At 69.9% G+C, this 14,703-nt stretch carries 10 protein-coding genes; all 10 read right to left on the reverse strand.

Annotated features, from left to right (window positions below):
* Window positions 1-22 precede the first annotated feature (22 nt).
* On the reverse strand, window positions 23-4,630 hold the full coding sequence (locus tag ACFHWU_RS05665) for a class I SAM-dependent DNA methyltransferase (protein WP_416589970.1): 4,608 nt from the start codon (window positions 4,628-4,630) through the stop codon (window positions 23-25).
* A gap of 308 nt (window positions 4,631-4,938) precedes the next feature.
* On the reverse strand, window positions 4,939-7,788 hold the full coding sequence (locus ACFHWU_RS05670) for a helicase-related protein (RefSeq protein WP_416589971.1): 2,850 nt from the start codon (window positions 7,786-7,788) through the stop codon (window positions 4,939-4,941).
* A gap of 69 nt (window positions 7,789-7,857) precedes the next feature.
* Entirely contained in the window at window positions 7,858-8,967 is a 1,110-nt protein-coding gene (locus tag ACFHWU_RS05675; RefSeq protein WP_416589972.1) for a serine/threonine-protein kinase, read from the reverse strand.
* A gap of 190 nt (window positions 8,968-9,157) precedes the next feature.
* Window positions 9,158-10,006 (reverse strand): ATP phosphoribosyltransferase, encoded by an 849-nt coding sequence (hisG, locus tag ACFHWU_RS05680; RefSeq protein WP_416557068.1) that lies wholly within the window; start codon window positions 10,004-10,006, stop codon window positions 9,158-9,160.
* Window positions 10,007-10,073: 67 nt separating this feature from the next.
* On the reverse strand, window positions 10,074-10,337 hold the full coding sequence (locus ACFHWU_RS05685) for a phosphoribosyl-ATP diphosphatase (RefSeq protein ID WP_123604575.1): 264 nt from the start codon (window positions 10,335-10,337) through the stop codon (window positions 10,074-10,076).
* 117 nt (window positions 10,338-10,454) lie between these two features.
* Complete coding sequence (locus tag ACFHWU_RS05690) at window positions 10,455-11,594, reverse strand: Gmad2 immunoglobulin-like domain-containing protein (RefSeq protein ID WP_416589973.1); 1,140 nt, start codon at window positions 11,592-11,594, stop codon at window positions 10,455-10,457.
* Window positions 11,594-12,160 (reverse strand): SigE family RNA polymerase sigma factor, encoded by a 567-nt coding sequence (locus ACFHWU_RS05695; RefSeq protein WP_416589974.1) that lies wholly within the window; start codon window positions 12,158-12,160, stop codon window positions 11,594-11,596. Before ACFHWU_RS05695 ends, ACFHWU_RS05690 begins: the two co-directional genes overlap by 1 nt.
* Before the next feature lie 91 nt (window positions 12,161-12,251).
* A complete protein-coding gene (gene ribH / locus ACFHWU_RS05700; RefSeq protein WP_416589975.1) occupies window positions 12,252-12,737 on the reverse strand; it encodes a 6,7-dimethyl-8-ribityllumazine synthase in 486 nt (161 codons plus the stop codon).
* The gene (locus ACFHWU_RS05705) at window positions 12,737-14,035 is read right to left on the reverse strand and encodes a bifunctional 3,4-dihydroxy-2-butanone-4-phosphate synthase/GTP cyclohydrolase II (protein WP_416567749.1); all 1,299 of its coding nucleotides are present in this window, start codon (window positions 14,033-14,035) and stop codon (window positions 12,737-12,739) included. The genes ribH and ACFHWU_RS05705 overlap by 1 nt, the downstream gene beginning before the upstream one ends.
* Window positions 14,032-14,703: a riboflavin synthase gene (locus ACFHWU_RS05710; RefSeq protein ID WP_416589976.1), complete on the reverse strand. Its 672-nt coding sequence runs from the start codon at window positions 14,701-14,703 to the stop codon at window positions 14,032-14,034. Before ACFHWU_RS05710 ends, ACFHWU_RS05705 begins: the two co-directional genes overlap by 4 nt.

Consider the following 14,703-nt stretch of genomic DNA (forward strand, 5'->3'; position numbering starts at 1 on the left):
TCCCGTCGCGTGGCTGCGCGAGCTACGACGGCTCCCAGCCCGCATCGATGGCGTCCTGGAGTCGCTTGCTGAACACGGCATGCGCCTGACGGTACTCATTCTCGCGATCAGCCTTATAAAACGGCGCCGCGTACCCATCCGGCACCGGATTCCGCTCCGGGTCCTCCAAGTACGCCATCAACTGCTCGTATTGCTCCTTGGCCTGCCCAATCCCGAACGCATAGGAATCAGCAGCAATCCTCCGACCTGTAGCATCAAACCACATTTGGCTCTCACGCTCGACCAGTATCGGAAACCGCGACCGCAGAATTGCACAAAGCTCCTCGATCCCGATACCAAGCCAAACCGCAACTAACGCATCGATCTCCACCAAGGCCGCCCGCCGAGATCGATCACTCCTGAGCGGAGTTCCCTCTCCCCAAACCGACCCGACCCGACCCAATGCTTCAAGGTTTAGCCAACCAGCGGCCCAACTTGCCGTCCGCCAGCTTGATTGGTACAAGTAGGACCACAGCATCACATATGCACCCGTCAGGCAATTCAAACGCAATGTCCGCAACAATAAATCGGATGATAATGGATGAGAGGCGTCCATCATTGGCAGCAGAACAGCGTCCGAAGTACCCAGATCCGCGCGAGCAGAAATTCGCAACAGGTAGTCAATAGGAATAGAAGACCAGAGACCAGCTTGAAGTATAGTCAATCGATCACTACCCAAAGCTAGCGAATGAACGGCATGGACATGCGATACACCCGGTGGAATAAGTGCCACAAAAAGAGACCGCTCCGTATTAAAAGCTATCATTCGCCGCCAGGCTAGGCGGTAGCGCTGCGTGTAGCGAGTTTCATCCCAAACATCTTGAGCCGCTTTGGTTTCCGCTTCAGAACCAGCGAGTACATAGTTGGCGCCCGGCACGAAGTCCGGCGGCAAATACGTGAGGTCGACCGGATTCCAGTCGTTGTTGCTACGATAAGGCATACGCGGCTGCTTGGCAAACGGCGTGGCGATGCCGAAGTGTGGACCCTGCAGAACCAGATCATTTAGCGAACTTGGCTGCCCCTGGTGCCATCGGATCAAGCCGTCTTTCTTCCCGTTCGCCTCGTCGTAGCCACGGCTCACCCAGAGCTTCACATCGCCTAGCCGATGATTCACCTTGCCGAGAGCGGCAATCGCCCGCTCCTCTTGCGTGGTGATCGGCTGCAACAGGCTGGCGCGCTCCGGACGCCCGTCGCTGTCCCCACGCAGAGCCTGCCAAAGTTGCAGAGTGCCGGAATCCACCTCGATCACGCGGGACCTATGTGGCCTGATGTCCCAGGAGCCGTTGTGCCGCTGGCCCGGGATCGGCCCACTGCCGTCGTGCTCCAGGGAATCGGCCAATACTCTGGCACCATAGAGTCGGCTTAGATGTTTGAACCGAATCTCCTGCCGACTCCCGTAGATGTGAACCCCGAACTCGATATTACGACTCGCATCATCGAAGGCCCAATTGGCAACATTGACGAATCCGCCATGAACCCGCAGGTGTCGATAAGCAGCTTCGCGGAGCGTACCTTCCTTCGTACCGCCAAAGTGGGTGTCGGGATGCACCATCCCCGCCGTGCCAGTCGAACTGAGATGCGCCCACACCTGACACATCATGGCCCGGTAAAGGTCAGGCTGGGTGCCGACGAGAAGTTGGTAGGCTCCCCGGTGCGTCAGCAGGTCCACCATCCCAGAATTGCTCGCTAGCTGACGCAGGAATCCCAGTCGGATCGAGCTGATATCGAGTTGAATCGATTTCCGCTCCCGCCAGACCTCAGTCGGCGGCTTCTCCTCCAGCCGAAACCACGGCGCATCCTCGGCAAGTACCCCACCTTCGTCCCAGCGCGGGCGGACCCAGGGTGGGTTGCCGACTTGGAGGTCGAAGCCGCCGTTGGCAAAGGCGTGAGCGAAGGTCAGCTCCCAGTGGAAGAAGCCCCGCTGGTCGGCGATCGCCTCGGCGACGGACAGCCAGGGAAATCGGCCGCCGAGGCGGTGCGCCTGTTCCATGCCCATCGGGCCGATCAGCGAGTCCTCGTAGTCGCTCAAATCCTCCAGCTTGGTGAAGCCGCTGACGAGTGAGTCAGCCGGAATGTCGTGCCGGCCGACCAACGCCTCGGCGAAGGTGAGCCAGTCGTCGAGGCTGGTCAGGGCGCTCGGCCGGTCGATCCGCTCAGGCCGGCTAACCTTGCGGGTCCCGGTGGGCCGCAGCGGCATCGCCAACTGCTGCGGCGGCACCTCACCCCACAGCGGAAGGCGCTCGAAGCTCACCGGATCGTCGTACGACGGCTCCTCCCGCACATGGGTGACCTCGACCGGCTCCGCCGGGTACGCCGACGCATCGGAGCCATCCAGCAGACCGACCTTGTCCAGCGGCCAGAACCACAGGGCGCACCAGGTGTCCATCAGGGTTTTCAGCCGCCAGTACGGCGTTCCTGCGGCGGTCAGGTCGGCGAGGATCTCCTCGCGGGGCACCGCCTCGGTCACCGGGGGCAGATCGTCGGCACCCCAGACCGGGATGTGCCGGCGGATCTCCTGCTCGGAGAGGGCGAGCCGACGGCGTACCAGGGTCCACAGGAACTCGACCCGGCCGGCCAGGGCCTGCAGCCTGGCCACCTGCGACGGCTTGGCCTTGGTGCCCTTCGCGTTCGGGGTGCGGCGCATCGCCGTACGCCATTTGCGGAGCCGTTCGGTCTCGGTCGGTGCCAGCTCGCGGGCCTCCTTCTCCCCCGCGACCGCGCCCCAGCCGTCGGCCGGCAGCAGGAAGTGGTGGATGGTGCCCGGCTCGATGTCGCCGTCACGGAACGGTTTGTCCTGTGGAGCGGTGGTCAGCCACGACTTGTCGGCCAGCTGCTTCGGGTCGTACAGCTTGCGGGCACCGCCGATCAGTGAGTTGCCGCGTTGCAGGTGCAGGCCGAACCAGGGTGCCTGGAGGCCGGCGTGCATGACGTTGAGCCAGATCGACACCTCGGCCAGCTCGACGGCGGTGCGGTTGAGGTCGACGCCGTAACTGTTGTGCAACGCGATGTACGCCTTAACCCGCTGCAACTCCAGGTGATACGCCTCCGGGTCGAGGCTGACGCCCAGCTCCTTCTGCCTGCGGCGCAGATACTCGGCGGCGACCTGGTTGATCGCCTCGTTGAGGAACGCACCGGAGCCGAGCGCCGGCTCGCAGATCGTCCAGTCGAGCAGCTCCCGCGCCCGGGTGACGGTGCCGTGCTGGTCGAGCCGGTACTTCAACGCCAGCTGGACGGTGACCTCGGTCAACGACTGCGGGGTGTAGTAGGAGGCGCTGGTCTGACGGTCGCGGCCGGCGAGCCGCCAGACGAACTGGCCCGGCTCGTAGCTGACCCGGCTCCGCACCCCGGTGTAGAGGTTCTCCCGGTAGACGAAGACGCTGTCGTCGTACTCGTCGGCCTTGGAGGCCGGGATCATCCACGAGCCGTCCTTCGGGTCGCCGTGCTTGGCCACCTCGTAGAGCGTTTCGGTGGCGACGAAGCCGGTGTAGGACATCAGCCCTTCGTAGACCGCGCCGAGCTGGTTGATGCCGAGCTGGGCGTACGAGATGAAGCCGCCGCGACGTTTGCGCCCGCCCTTGGTGAGCATCAGCCGGCGCAGCACCTGGTAGAGGGTGGCGTTGCGCAGCCGGGTGTCGATGGTGGGGGCGGCCGGGTCGTCGGGGTCGGCGTCCGGGCGCGGCAGCCGCCGGCCGATCAGATGGGTTTTCTCCGGCAGGAACAGGTCGGAGCGCAGGGGTTCGAACCGCAGGCCGACGCCGTCGCTGGCGTTGTCCGCCACCGCCACCCCGTCGCGCTGCCGGTGTCCTTTGTTGACCTTGGTGAACAGCAGGTCGAGGGATTCGTACAGGTGGAAGCCGTTTTCGGCGGACGGCGGCAGCCGGCGGGCAACCAGATCGCCGAGGCGGGCCATGCTGTAGCCGCTGACGTACTCGGGGTCGTCGACCGGCAGCACGCCCAGCTCGGGGCGGGCTTCGGCGTAGAGCAGGAACAGGATCCGGTAGAGGTAGCGCAGCGCTTCCCGGCCCAGCTCCTTGGCCAGTTCGTCCAGCTGCATCACCTGCTGCGGCTGGAAACCGGCTTCCCGGATGCGGTCCAGCACCTCGTTGGCGATCAGCTCGACCGAGTCCCGCAGGCCCTGGCGCAGCTCACCGGAGACGCCGACGGCGTGCGACCGGGAGCCGGCGACCAGGTCGGCGAGGGGCTCGCTGCCACCTTCGGCGGGCGGGCGCAGTGAATCGGCGCCGAACAGCGCCGCGACGACGTCGAGCTCACGCTCGTCGTTGCGGGCGTACGCGGTGTCCAGGCTGACCGCCAGGTAGCGGCCCTCACCCCAGGCGGCCCGGTCGGCGAGGGTGATCACGCCACCGCTGAGGATCAGCACGTACCGCAGGTTGGGCTGCTCGGCGGCGAACAGCCAGGAGGCGAGTTTCTGCCCGGTGGTGATCGTCTCGCCGCCGGCCGGGGTGAACGGGTCGAGCAGCCGGCCGGCGCCGCCGGGGTCCTGGGCGGCGTCGGTGTCGACGGCCCAGCCGCAGTCGAGCGCGACGATGCCCTGGCCGGTGCTGCTGACCTCGGCGTGGGCGACCCGCACCTCGTGGTCCTGGCCGGAGCGTTCGACGGTGAGCAGCTGCGGGGCCGGGTCGAAGCCGAGGCGGCGCAGCACCTCGTCGTGCAGCTTGCGCAGCCGCTCCGCGTCGTACAGGTCGGTGTCGGCCAGCTCGGTGCGGGCGTCGAAGTAGTCCCGACGCATCCCGCGCAGCCCGGCCCGGGGCGTGACCCGGCCGGATTTCTCCTCCTCGGCCCAGCGTTTCAGCAGGCCGCCCTTGAGGGTGGTGGGCAGCACCTCGGCGAGGTAGTGCGGGGAGAGGTATTCGCCACGGTTGGTCAGTGCGTCGAAACTCATGCGGCGGTCTCCGGCGACGAGGCGGGCGAGGTGGATGAGACGGGCGAGGCGGGCAACGTGGACGGTGCGAGGACGGCGAGCACCCGCAGCAGCGGGTCGCCGGCGGTTTCCAGCCGGTCGAGCAGGTCGTGCTGCTCCTGCACGGTGGCGCTGACCCGCTGGCGGCGGCGGGTCTGCTGGGCGGCCGACAGCTCGTCGAAGAGGCTGGCCTGCTCGAATCGGCCGAGCCGTGCCCGGTAGTGGCGCAGCGGCTCGGCGTTGGCCTCGGTCACCTCGTCGCGGCGGGCGGCGAGGTAGCCGCGGGCGGCGTCGACGGCGGCCGGGAGCAGGTCGGTCAGCGGGTCCAGCGGGACGGGCCGCGCGGGGTTGACCATGTCGGGGCCGACGCCGGCTTCCCGCAGCACCTCGTCCATCGGGCGGATCGTCGGCGTGTCGGGCAGCCCGGCGACGGCCATCCACTGCACCACGGTCGGCTGGCCGAGCCGGTTGGTGTAGACGCCCTGGATCAGGAAGACCGGGCCGGGCACGTCGGCGGTGAGCACCGGGGCCTGCTGGCGGCCGAGCCGGATCAGCACCTTGTCGACCAGCCAGTCGATCATCGGGTGTACGTCGCTGAGGTAGGCGATCTCCGGCCAGACGGTGGTGCGGCTTTCCCGCGCCTCGGCGAGTTTGCGCTGGGCGAGCCGACGGTCGAGGGTGACCTTGAGCCGCAGCTGGTCGCCTTCCTGGTGCGCTTTCAGGTAGGAGCGGGGCAGGTCGGACAGGCGCGCCACCAGGTCGTCAGGGGCGTGGAAGGTCAGCAGCGTGTCTTCACGGCGCAGGTCGAGGGCGTCCTCGGGCCGGTCGGCGTAGAGCTCACGCAGCGCGGTGTCGACGAAGTCGCGAGTGGAGTCGAACAGTTTCGGCACCTGCGCCCGGGGCACCTCGGCGGCCTCCGGTGCGCTGCCGACTTCGGCGAGCAGCTGCGCCATCGGGTCCAGCTCGGCTTCGACGCCGGCCTCGGCGTACGACTCTTCGACCGTCTTGCCGGCGAGCAGGTCCTTGACCAGCCGGTCCTCCTCCACCTTGGCGTCGAAGTAGCCGGTGGCCGCTTCGACGCTGCCGAGGGTGCGGTGTGCGTGCTGCTCGCGGTGCAGCAGCTTCTCCGCCACTGTCCGGTCGTCCTTGGCGTCGGGCACCTCGGAGGTGAGGATCAGCGCCCGGAACTCGGGGCTGCGCCGCTGGTCGTAGCGGTCGACCCGGCCGTTGCGCTGCTCGATGCGAATCAGACTCCACGGGATGTCGTAGTGGATCAGGTGGTGACACTGCCGGTGCAGGTTGACGCCCTCGGAGGCGACGTCGCCGGTAAACAGCAGCCGCACCGTACTGCCTTCCAGCTCGAACTCCTGCAGAATCCGCTGCTCGTCGGCGTCGGCGACACCGCCGTGTAGCACCCGGATGGCGGCCGGGCGGAGGCCGAGCCGGGCGGGCACCACCTCGGCGAGCCAGTTCAGCGTCTGCACCCGCTCGGAGAAGATCACCACCCGGGTGGTGCTGCCCGGCCCGACGCCGATGGACCGCAGCTCCTCGATCAGATGGTCGAGTTTGCTGGAGTCACGGTCGGTCATCGCGGAGGTCAGCTCGGCGAGTCGGTCCAGGGCCGCCCGTTCGGTGCCGGTCGCCTTACGGCGGCGGACGGCGACCGTCTCGGCCAGCGCGACGTGCGAGGACAGGAACGACTTCAACAACGTGTACGGGAACAGCCGGTCCTGGCCGCGGGCCGGTTCGTCGCTCCACTTGCCGGCCAGCCACACCTGGGTCAGCTCGGCGAAGATCTCCTCCTCGGCCGGGGTGGCCGGGCAGGGCACCGGCAGCGAGGGCCCCCGGTCGGCCCAGCGGTCGCCGATCTGGTCCCGTACCTCCGGGCTGATCTTGGTGCGGCGCAGGTAGAGGTGGGCGATGTCGTCGGGCTGGTAGTTACGTTTGTCGACGATCGCCGCCGGGTCGAGCAGCGAGATCAGCTCGGCGAACGACTCCTTGTCGCCGTTGTGCGGGGTGGCGCTGGCCAGCAGCAGCGCGTCGGTCTTGGCGGCGAGCCGGCGGGCCAGCTCGTTGCGTTGGGTGCCTCTGTTGATGAGATTGTGTGACTCGTCGATGACCACCGCGTCCCAGGTGATCGCGTCGAGGTGGTGGCCGAACTGGCCGGCGTCCTTGAGGGTGTCGACCGAGATGATCGCCCGTTTGAAGTAGGTGAACGGGTTACGCCCGGCCGGGATCTCCTGCTGGATGCGCTGGATGCCGGTGGAGTCGAGCCGCACCAGCGGGATCGCGAACCGGGTCCACAGCTCCCGTTGGAACTGCTCCAGCACCTGCTGCGGCGAGACCACCAGGATCCGTTCCCCTCGACCACGCCGGATCAGCTCGGCGAGGATCAGACCGATCTCCAGGGTCTTGCCGAGGCCGACCACGTCGGCGAGCAGGATCCGTGGCCGCAGCCCGGCGAGGGCCAGCTCGACCGGGCGCAGCTGGTAGGTCAACGGGTCGAGCAGGAACCTGTCGGCGAGCGCCAGGTTGCGCTCGGACCGGGGCAGCGGGGTGCGGCGCAGCACCGCCTCCAGGAACAGTCGGCTCTGCCGGAACCGGGATGTGCTGTCCTGGACCAGGATCGTCTCCTCCGGCCGCATCGATCGCACCGTGTCGATCCCGGTGAAGAAGGTTGCCTCGATGTCCTGGACGAACTCGGACACCCCGACCGCCTTGATCATCGTGCCGTCGGGTGGGGCCGGTGTCGCCGTACGCACCAGCCACTCCTCGTCGCGGACGACGATCCGCGAACCGGGCGCGAAGATGGGCTGCGGGGTGCTCATCGGAAAGCTCTCCTACCGGGTGGGGCTACGGCCGGCGGCCGGCTTGACGGGCGGTCGGTGCGGTGGCCGTCAGCTGAGCAGCGTCGGCCGGCGGGCGTAACGCTGTCGCACCTGCTCCACCAGCCAGGACACTTCGGGGCGGGGCGCGGGCGGGATCGGGTCGACCGGGGTCGGTGCCGGGTCGACCGGTGCCGGCTGTTCAGCGCCGGACGGTCCGGGATCCGTCGATGGTGGCTCCGGCTCCGGGTCACCGAAGATCCCCCGCTCAGGGTCGACAACCGGGTCGGTCAGCTCCGGCGGGATCGACAGCTCGCGGCTGGCGTCGAAGGTCGTCTCGACGACCGTGCGGCGCAGGTCGGCGACGCTGGAGCCGCTGGTCGCGGTGGCGACCTGCAGCATCCGGTCCTTGACCGCGGCCAGGCTCGGCCGGGCGGTCGAGTCGAAGGCCAGCATCGCCCCGATGAGCTGCGTCAGCTCGGCCGGCAGCCCGGTCAGGTCCGGCAGGTCCGCCGGGTCGGCGATGCGCCGCACCAGGTGCCAGCCATGCGCCTGCGGGTAAAGGTGGTGCCCGGTCAATGCGTACACGACAGTGGCGGCCAGCCCGTAGACGTCCACCGCCGAGGTCAGCTCGCCGTCGCTGTCGATCTGCTCCGGCGCCATGTAGGCGGGGGTGCCGACCATCTCACCCGGTCGGGTCTGCCCGTGCTCACGACCGATCAGCACCGCCAGGCCGAAATCGATCAGCCTGGGGCCGGCAGGGCCGAGGATGACGTTCTGCGGCTTCAGGTCGCGATGCAGCAGCCCCTGCTGATGCACCTTGGCCAACCCTTCGGCCAGCAGCGCGGCGATCATCGCGGCGGTCGGCAGCGGTAACGGACCATGGGCATCGACGTGTTGGCGCAGGGTGGCCCCCGGCACGTAATCCACCGCCAGCCAGGGTGGATCGGCGTACGGGTCGGCGTCCTCCAGGCGAGCCACCAACGACCCGTACACCTGCTTGAGACTGTCGACTTCGGCGGCGAACCGCGCCCGGATGCTCTCGTCCTCGACCAGCTCGGGCTTGATCAACTTGAGGGCGACCCGGTCGGCGGTCGGGGAGACAGCGAGATACACCTCCCCCATGCCCCCGGGTGCGATCAGGTCGACGATGCGGTAGCCGCCGATCCGCTCCGGCGCCACGTGACCTCCTCGGCGGACGCGAACCAAGCCCAACCCAAATGACGGAACGTGTCCGTCAGGACGCATGACGCTATCGCGTCATAGATCGTCCCGCTACCAACCGAATGGCGTTTTCTGCCGCGTACCTACGCCCGATCCACACACGCTGCCCAAGTGGTCCAGCAACACGCGGATGGAGGCGTGGCCGTGCTCAGAGGCGGCAGGCGTGGATGGAGGTGACCAGGATGGCGCGGGCGCCGACCTCGTACAGCTCGTCCATGATCCGGTGCACCTCGGCGCGGCGGACCATCGCCTGCACCGCCACCCAGCCTTCCCGGTGCAGCGGCGAGATGGTCGGCGACTCGATGCCCGGGGTCAGCGCGGTCGCCTGCTCCAGCAGGTCGGCGCGCACGTCGTAGGCGAGCATCACGTACCGGTGGGCTACCAGGACCCCCTGCAGCCGGCGGATCAGCTGGTCGGCCTGGCCGGTGGTGGCGGTGCCGGCCGGGTGCACCAGCACCGCCGAGGACCGCAGGATCGGCTCGCCGACAGTGACCAGCCCGGCCTGACGCAGCGTGGCACCGGTCTCCACCACGTCGGCGATGACGTCGGCGACGCCGAGCCGGATGGCGTTCTCCACCGCTCCGTCGAGCCGGACCACCTCGGCCTTCAGCCCGTGTTCGCCGAGGTAGCTCTCGACCACCCCGGGGTACGCGGTGGCGATGCGTCGCCCGGCGATCTGCTCCGGCACCCGGGTCAGGGTCTCCGGGCGGGCGGCGAACCGGAACGTCGCCCCGGCGAAATCGAGGTCGAGCAGCTCCTCGGCCGGGCTGCCGGAGTCGATCAGCAGGTCCCGGCCGGTGATGCCGAGCTCCAGCTCACCGCTGCCGACGTAGGTGGCGATGTCGCGGGGCCGCAGGTAGAAGAACTCGACGTCGTTGGCCTCGTCGCGGCAGACCAGGTCCTTGGGGTCGGTGCGTTGGCGGTAGCCGGCCTCGCGCAGCATGTCGGCGGCCGGTCCGGAGAGGGTGCCTTTGTTCGGTACGGCGATGCGCAGCATCTCGGTCTCGCTCCTGTCGAGGGTGTGAGGGTCACACGAGGGTGCGGTTCACGGTCGCAAGGGCGGGTCAGAGATGTCGGTAGACGTCCTTGAGCTCCAGGCCGGTGGCCAGCATTAGCACCTGCGCCTGGTAGAGCAGCTGGGAGATCTCCTCGGCGGCCCGGTCGGGGGTCTCGTGCTCGGCGGCCATCCACGCCTCGGCCGCCTCCTCGACGACCTTCTTGCCGATGGCGTGCACGCCGCGCTCCAGCGCGGCCACCGTCGACGAGCCCGGGGTCCCGGCCGCCGCCTTGGCCTGCAGCTCGGCGAACAGCTCCTCGAACGTCTTCACGGTGCCCGATTGTGGCAGCCCGGCACCGGGCGGGTCGGCACCGGGTCCGCACCGGTCCACCTGCTGATCACCGTACGGCGGTCGGTGCGGGTCGCCGTCCGTCCGCCGGGCGATCGGTCACCGTACGGTGATTGCGGCGTCGACGAGGTGCCGGGGGGCCTCGTCGGCGACCATCGACTCCTCGTACGCCTCGATGATGTAGTCACCGGGCGGCAGGCTCAGCTCGACGAACGCCTCACCCCGGCCGGGTGCGCCCGCGTCGAGCGTGACGTACTGCCGGTGCACGACCTGTCCGCCCTGGCGGATCCGCAGCTGGGCGGTGGCCTCGTGGACGCTGCCGGCGAGGTGCACCGTGAAGGTCGACCCGACGGTGTCGCCGTGCTGCGGGTCGATTAGCCAGAGCATGGCCAGGGTGTCCAGCGCGGCCCCCTTGGTGATCTCGTTACCGGTGTCGATGTGACCCCACAGCCGGTCCACCGGCTCGCCGTCGAGCAGCAGCCGGATCCTCGGGTCGCCGCCGGTGACGCCGGCGACGGTCCAGGCGAGCTGCTGCACCGCGGCGGCGGCCCCGGCGGCGTCGAGGTTGGCGACCCCGGCTCCGGTGATGTTGACGCCGACGATGTCGTACTGGGTCCACACGGTGGCCACGCTGGCCCCGGCCGGCCACAGGGTGCGGTAGTCGGGGTCGGCGAGCCGGGCCGCGGTGAGCATCTCGCCGAGCGCGGCCCGCAGTTCGGCGACGACGCCGGTGTCGGTCAGCTGAAAACGGTGGAACTCGCGGTAGAGCCGCGACCCGCCGCTGTCGGCCGCGTCGACGTAGTAGACCGGCAGGGTCGCCACCGGGGTACCGGCCTGCTGTCCGGCGGCACCGGCGGTCGGCGGACGACCGGTCGCCGGGCCGGCGACCGGGCCGTCGCGGTCGGCCGGCCGGTCCGTCGGCTGGCTGGTCGATGCCGCGCCGGGCGGGGCTGGGCCGGGCGGGGCTGGGCCGGCGCTGGCCGCCCCGGACGGCGGGTCGGGCTGCGGGGCCGGCGGCAGGCAGCCGACCACGCCGACCAGGCTGGCGGCGACGGTCGCGGCGGCGGCACCCAGCAGCACGGCCGGCACCCGGCGCCGCCGACGGGCGTCGATCTTCCTGCGGATCGAGGTCAGCCCGTCGGGCCGTACGTCGGTCCGGTCGGCTTCGGTGTGCAGCGCCCGGCGCAGCAGGTCGGCGGTGCGGGCGTCGTCGGGCTGGTTGTCGTGGTCGGTGTCCATCACATGCCGTCCAGGCTGGTACGCAGCGCGGCGATGCCGCGTGCGGTGTGGCTCTTCACCGCGCCCCGGCTGACCCCCATCGCGTCGGCGATCTGCGCCTCGGACAGGTCGGCGTAGTAGCGCAGCACGATCGCCTCCCGCTGGCGGGGCGGTAGGGCGCGCAGCGCGCTGATCACGTCGGCGTGGCGGAGTTGGTCGAGGGCGCCGGCTTCGGCGCTGGGTGCGTCGGGGTCGGGCCGGGCGGCGGCCAGGTGGGCCTGCACGACCCGTCGGTGGCGGATCGCCGACCGGCACCGGTTGGCCACGGTGACCCGCAGGTAGCCGAGCGCCTTGTCAGCGTCGCGGAGCCGCCACCAGCGGCTGTGCAGGGCCACGTAGGCGTCCTGCACGATCTCTTCGGCCATGCCCGGTTCCCGCAGCAGCAGGGTGGCGAGGCGCACCAGCGGGCGGTAGTGCGCGGCGAACAGGCGGGTGACCGCCTCGTCCGCCGCCCACGTCGTCGTCTGTGCCCGCTGTCGTGGCATCGTCCTCCCCGAGCCCAGGTCGGTGACCAGTTCGGGCGTCACGCCACTACGACGTGTCACCAGCGCATCTGGTTTACCGCGTGAGCGGCGGGAACGTGACGGGTCGGGGTACTGCTGTTGGCGAGGGTCAGGTTCAGCCCACCGGTACGGCGTGAACGGCCCGCAGGGCCAGGGCGGCGTCGAGTACGGCGACCATCGACGACCAGCCCTTGTCCTCGGCCGAGTCGGGCAGCCCGGCCCGGTCGCGGGCCTGGTCGATGGTCTCGACGGTGAGCACGCCGTGCCCGACCGGGGTGGACTCGTCGAGTGACACCCGGGTCAGGCCGTCGGTGACCGACCGGCACACGTAGTCGAAGTGGGCGGTGGCGCCGCGTACCACCACGCCGAGGGCGACCACCGCGTCACAGCGCCGGGCCAGGGCCTGGGCGACGACGGGCAGTTCGACGGAGCCGGCGACCCGGACCACCTGCACATCGGCGACACCACAGGCGTCGGCGGCGTCGAGCGCCCGGGTGAGCATCGCGTCGACCAGGCCGGTGTGCCAGCGGGCGGCGACGACGCCGACGGTGAGCCCGGCGGCGTCGACGCTGGAGACCCCGGGTTCGCCGAATCCGGCCATCAGGCCCGCCCTCCGGATAATTCGCCGACCGGGTCGAGGTCGGTCGCGCCGTCGAGGTCGGCCGGTGCTGCGCCGGCCGGCTGGTCGAGACCGTCGAGCAGGTGGCCCATCCGGTCCCGTTTGGTACGCAGGTAGCGCACGTTCTCCGGATGCGGGTGGACGGTCAACGGTTCCCGATCGACGACGTTCAGGCCGTACCCGGTCAGCCCGGACACCTTGTCCGGGTTGTTGGTGAGCAGCCGGATCGACCGGACCCCGAGGTCGTGCAGGATCTGCGCGCCGGTGCCGTAGTCGCGGGCGTCGGCGGGCAGGCCGAGCTCCAGGTTGGCGTCGACGGTGTCTCGTCCCTGGTCCTGCAGCTGGTAGGCGCGCAGCTTGTGGGCCAGGCCGATGCCGCGGCCCTCGTGGCCGCGCAGGTAGAGCACCACGCCGCGGCCCTCGGCGGCGACCCGGGCCAGGGCGGCGTCCAGCTGCGGGCCGCAGTCGCAGCGCAGCGAGCCGAACACCTCCCCGGTGAGGCACTCGGAGTGCACCCGGACCAGCACGTCACGGCCGTCGTCGAGGTCACCGTGGACCAGGGCGATGTGTTCGGCCGGGTCATGGGCGACCCGGTACCCGACGGCGCGGAACACCCCGTACGGCATCGGCAGCCGGGCCTGCGCGACCCGCTCGACGTGGGACTCGGTCCGCCGCCGGTGGGCGATCAGGTCGGCGATGGTGATCAGGGTGAGCCCGTGGTCGGCGGAGAACTTCTCCAGGTCGGGCAGACGCATCATGGTGCCGTCGTCGTTGACCAGTTCGCAGAGCACCCCGGCGGGGTGCAACCCGGCGAGGCGGGCCAGGTCGACGGCGGCCTCGGTGTGTCCCGGCCGGTGCACGACGCCGCCGGCCCGGGCCCGCAGCGGCACGATGTGGCCGGGCCGGGACAGGTCGGCCGGGCCCGCGTCGGGGTCAGCGAGCAGCCGCAGGGTGTGTGCCCGGTCGGCGGCGGAGATGCCGGTGCTGACGCCTTCGCGGGCGTCGACGGTGACGGTGTACGCGGTGCCCCGCCGGTCCTGGTTCGTGTGGTACATCGGCGGCAGGTCGAGCCGGTCGCATTCGGCTTCGGGCAGCGGCGCGCAGATGTAGCCGGAGGTGTGGCGCACCATGAAGGCGACGAGCTCGGCGGTGGCGTGTTCGGCGGCGAAGATCAGGTCGCCTTCGTTCTCTCGGTCGGCGTCGTCGACGACCACCACGGCCCGGCCGGCGGCCAGGTCGTCGAGGGCCTGTTCGACGGTGCCGAACCCGGCGGCGGTCACGGGCGGACCCCCCCGCCGACGGACCGTGCCCCGTCCAGTTGCTTCGCCACGTACTTCGCGATCACGTCGACCTCCAGGTTGACCAGGGCCCCGACCGGTTTGCGGCCGAGGGTGGTGAGTTGCAGGGTGGTGGGGATCAGTCCGACGCCGAACCAGCCGGCCACGCCGGGCCCGCCCGACCCGCCGGTCGCGGTCGCGGCCGCGGCGTCGCCGTCGGACATCTCCATGACGGTCAACGAGACGCCGTCGACCGCGATCGAACCTTTTTCCACGACGTACCGGCGCAGGCCGGCGGGCAGGCTGAACCGGACCTGCTCCCAGCGGTCGCCGGGGGTGCGTCCGACGACGGTGGCGACCCCGTCGACATGGCCCTGCACCAGGTGCCCGCCGAGGCGGGTGGCGAGGGTGGCGGCGCGTTCCAGGTTGACCGGGTCGCCGGGCCGCAGCGTCCCCAGTGAGCTGCGGTCGAAGGTCTCCTTCATCACGTCGACGGCGAACCGTTGTCCGTCGACGGAGACGACGGTGAGGCAGACTCCGTTGACCGCGATGGAGTCGCCGTGCCGGGCGTCGGCGGCGACCAGTGGGCCGTGGACGGTGAGCACGCCGCTGGCGCCGTGCCAGTCGAGCGGGCCGGCCTCGCCCAGCTCCTCGATGATGCCGGTGAACAT

It is taken from the genome of Micromonospora sp. LOL_015, assembly GCF_048060275.1.
In the GTDB taxonomy this organism is placed as follows: Bacteria; Actinomycetota; Actinomycetes; order Mycobacteriales; family Micromonosporaceae; genus Micromonospora_E.

Bases quoted from the DNA above. Each gene is read 5' to 3' on its own strand.
- hisG (WP_416557068.1), bottom strand. From the start codon at position 10,006: ATGCTGCGCATCGCCGTACCGAACAAAGGCACCCTCTCCGGACCGGCC.
- ACFHWU_RS05670 (WP_416589971.1), bottom strand. From the start codon at position 7,788: ATGAGCACCCCGCAGCCCATCTTCGCGCCCGGTTCGCGGATCGTCGTC.
- ACFHWU_RS05710 (WP_416589976.1), bottom strand. From the start codon at position 14,703: ATGTTCACCGGCATCATCGAGGAGCTGGGCGAGGCCGGCCCGCTCGAC.
- ACFHWU_RS05690 (WP_416589973.1), bottom strand. From the start codon at position 11,594: ATGGACACCGACCACGACAACCAGCCCGACGACGCCCGCACCGCCGAC.
- ribH (WP_416589975.1), bottom strand. From the start codon at position 12,737: ATGGCCGGATTCGGCGAACCCGGGGTCTCCAGCGTCGACGCCGCCGGG.